This is a genomic window from Streptomyces sp. sk2.1, from assembly GCF_008120935.1.
GTDB lineage: Bacteria > Actinomycetota > Actinomycetes > Streptomycetales > Streptomycetaceae > Streptomyces.
Genome location: NZ_RDBO01000147.1, coordinates 1 through 3,034 on the forward strand (window position 1 = coordinate 1; position 3,034 = coordinate 3,034).

The window sequence follows — 3,034 nt, forward strand, 5'->3', positions numbered from 1 at the left end:
GTGGGTGGGGATGGGCCGGACGAGGGGAAGGCGCGCGCCGAACCGATCGGCAAATAAGGATAATTCGGGTCCATCTGTATCTTCGGGGCATGGTAGTGACCCGTAGAAAAGCCGCGGCGCTGGTACTGGTCGCGATGGCGACGCTGGGCGCGGGCGCCGCACCGGCCACCGCGGGCGCCCCGGGCGCGACGGCCGCCGTCTCCGGACCCGGTGTCGTCCCCGGGCCCGGTCCCGGGATCGCCGTCGCACCGGAGGCCGATGTGTCGCACCACGGGCACGTCCTGCTGTGGGGTTCGGGGCTCGGGGTCTGGATGCGGTCCGAGAACCGCGGCCCGTCGAACCTGGCGGACGTGACCGTGCGCGTGCGGACGTCGGTGCCGCTCGTCGGGCGGCAGGAGATCCCGGAGAACTGCATGCAGACCGGCCGGCAGACCGTGCTGTGCCGGACGGGCGAGCTGCGCGCCGACGGGGCGGAGGAGGCGAGGAGGCGGCAGTTCGCGTTCGAGTTGCAGCTCGCGGGAAAGCCGGACGAGGTCGTCGTACGGATCGACACGCTGTGGAACGGTGGGGCGACCGACCGGAACCCCCGCAACAACGACCACGAGGTGCTGGCTCCGGCCACCGGCGACGAGTACGTCTTCTGACCCACGGGCGCCGACCCGGGCCGGGCGTTCATCGGACACTCTCCGACTTCGGGCCCCTCCGGCTTCGGGCGCCCATCGGTCTCGGATGCCGGCCGGCTCCGGGCGCCCGCCGGGTTTGGGTGCCGGTCGGCCTCGGGCACCCACCGGCCTCGGGCGCCCGTCGGCCCCGGGTGCTCATCGGGCTCGGGCGGTCGTGGCGGCCGGTGCCGGCCGGGCGAGCGCGGTCCGCAGGGCCGCGGGGTCGGCGTGGTCGCTCGCCCAGGCGATGTAGCCGTCGGGGCGGACGAGCAGGGTGGTGTCGCGCTCGCCCTGCCAGTGGGCGTGCACCAACGGGGCCGGTGACGCCGGGGCGGCGGCGCCGGCCGGGGTGACGAGGACGAACGCGCCGTCGCGCAGCAACTGGTGCAGACGGCCCTCCCGCAGGCTCAGGTCGGGGGCGCGCTTCGAGGTGAGGGGGTGCGCGCCGCGCGGGGCCCGGTAGGCGATCGAGATGCCGGAGACCATGCCGATGAGCTTGTCGGAGGCGGGGCGGACGCCGGACAGCATCGTGGCGGCGGCGGTTCTGACCGCCCGCTGGAGCGGGGTGTGGGCCATGGCGAGGCGGACGATCGCGCCACTGGAGCGGAGCACTCGCGTACCGACCGGGTGCCGCTCGGCGTGGTAACTGTCCAGGAGCGCCTCCGGGTCGGACGTGTGCCCCCGCAGCACGGCGGCGAGCTTCCAGGAGAGGTTGGCGGCGTCCTGGAGGCCGGTGTTCATGCCCTGGCCGCCCGCCGGTGAGTGGACGTGGGCGGCGTCGCCCGCGAGGAAGACCCGGCCGGTGCGGTAGGCGGGCACCTGGCGTTCGTCGCTGTGGAAGCGGGAGATCCAGCGGGCGTCGTGCATGCCGTAGTCGGTGCCGAGGGCGCGGCGGGCGATCTCGCGCATCTCGTCGAGCTCGACGGGGTCGCTGTCGGCGGGCTGGTGCGTGCGGTCCCAGCCCATCACGCGGTACCAGCCGTCCCCGAACGGGACGATGAAGGCGAAGGAGTCTCCCCCGCCGCTGACCGTCAGGACGGAGGCGGGCTCCTCGGTGAACCGGACGTCGGCGAGGACGATCGACCGGATCACGGACCTGCCGGGGAAGGGGAGCCCGAGTGCGTGGCGCACGGGGCTGCGCATCCCGTCGGTGCCGACGAGATAGCGGGCGGTGAGGGTGGACCGGCCGCCGTCCGGCTCGCGCAGTTCGGCGGTGACGGACCCGGTGTCCTGGTGGAGCCCGGTCAGCTCCGTCTCGTACCGGAAGCGGACGCCGGCGGCGCGGGCCCGGCGCTCCAGCAGGTGCTCCACCTCGTACTGCGGGGTGATCAGCACGAAGGGGAAACGGGAGTGCAGCCGGGAGAGGTCGATCGAGAGCGTGCCGAAGAAGCGCAGCGAGGTGACGGGGGTGCCCGTCTTGATCAGCTCGTCGGCCAGGCCGCGGTTGTCGAGCAGTTCGAGCGTGCGGGCGTGCACGGCGAAGGCGCGCGTCATGTTGTTCGTCCGGTGCGGGCGGCGCTCCACGAGCGTGACGGAGACGCCCTGGGCGGCGAGATCTCCCGCGAGCAGCAGGCCGGTGGGGCCGGCGCCCACGACGAGTACGTCGACGGTCTCGGGTGTGGTGCTCGGGTTGGTGGTCATGTCTGCCTCCTGGGCCCGTTCATCAGCAGTGGCCGGTGGTCACCGACCGTCACCTTCGTGTCAACAGGCGTTGGTCAACGCTTGTTGGCAACGGTAACTCCGGCGTGACTGGCATGTCAACGCTTGTTGGCCTACATTTGTTGGCATGACAAAGCCCGCCGCCCCCCGCCGTTCGGACGCCACCAAGGCCGCGATCCTCGCCGCCGCGCGCGAGCGGTTCGCCGCCGACGGGTACGAGCGCGCCACCATCCGGGCCATCGCCCGGGACGCGAGCATCGATCCGTCGATGGTCATGCGCTACTACGGCAACAAGGAGGGGCTGTTCGTCGCCGCCTCCTCGATCGATCTGCGGCTGCCCGAGCTGGGGGCGCTGCCGTCCAAGCACGTCGGCGCGGCCCTCGTGGCGCATTTCCTGGACCGCTGGGAGGGCGACGACGTGCTCACGGCGATGCTGAGGGTCGGCGTCACCAACGAGGCGGGCGCGGAGCGGATGAGAGAGGTCTTCGCCCAGCAGATAGGGCCGGTCACCCTCGGCGTCTGCCCCGATCCGGCCGAGGCGTCCCACCGCGCGGCGCTCGTCGCCTCGCAGATACTGGGAATGGCGCTCACGCGCTACGTGCTGCGGTTCGCGCCCGCCGCGGAGATGTCGCGCGAGGAAGTGATCGCCTGGCTCGCGCCCACCGTCCAGCGCTACCTGACCGCCGAGAAGCCGTAGCCCCGTCCGGCGGGCG

At 72.9% G+C, this 3,034-nt stretch carries 3 protein-coding genes; 2 read left to right on the forward strand and 1 reads right to left on the reverse strand.

Going from position 1 to position 3,034, the window contains the following annotated elements:
- The first annotated feature begins 89 nt into the window (after positions 1 to 89).
- On the forward strand, positions 90 to 644 hold the full coding sequence (locus EAO76_RS41605) for a hypothetical protein (RefSeq protein WP_187439022.1): 555 nt from the start codon (positions 90 to 92) through the stop codon (positions 642 to 644).
- A 174-nt stretch (positions 645 to 818) separates the two neighbouring features.
- On the opposite strand, the gene EAO76_RS41610 is transcribed toward EAO76_RS41605, so the two are convergent.
- Positions 819 to 2,303 carry an FAD-dependent monooxygenase gene (locus EAO76_RS41610; protein WP_148841430.1) on the reverse strand — a complete coding sequence of 495 codons (1,485 nt, stop codon included), beginning with the start codon at positions 2,301 to 2,303 and terminating at the stop codon, positions 819 to 821.
- 145 nt (positions 2,304 to 2,448) lie between these two features.
- Between EAO76_RS41610 and EAO76_RS41615 the strand changes: the two genes are divergently transcribed.
- On the forward strand, positions 2,449 to 3,018 hold the full coding sequence (locus EAO76_RS41615) for a TetR family transcriptional regulator (protein ID WP_148841431.1): 570 nt from the start codon (positions 2,449 to 2,451) through the stop codon (positions 3,016 to 3,018).
- Positions 3,019 to 3,034: the final 16 nt, after the last annotated feature.

Bases quoted from the DNA above. Each gene is read 5' to 3' on its own strand.
- EAO76_RS41605 (WP_187439022.1), top strand. From the start codon at position 90: ATGGTAGTGACCCGTAGAAAAGCCGCGGCGCTGGTACTGGTCGCGATG.
- EAO76_RS41610 (WP_148841430.1), bottom strand. From the start codon at position 2,303: ATGACCACCAACCCGAGCACCACACCCGAGACCGTCGACGTACTCGTC.
- EAO76_RS41615 (WP_148841431.1), top strand. From the start codon at position 2,449: ATGACAAAGCCCGCCGCCCCCCGCCGTTCGGACGCCACCAAGGCCGCG.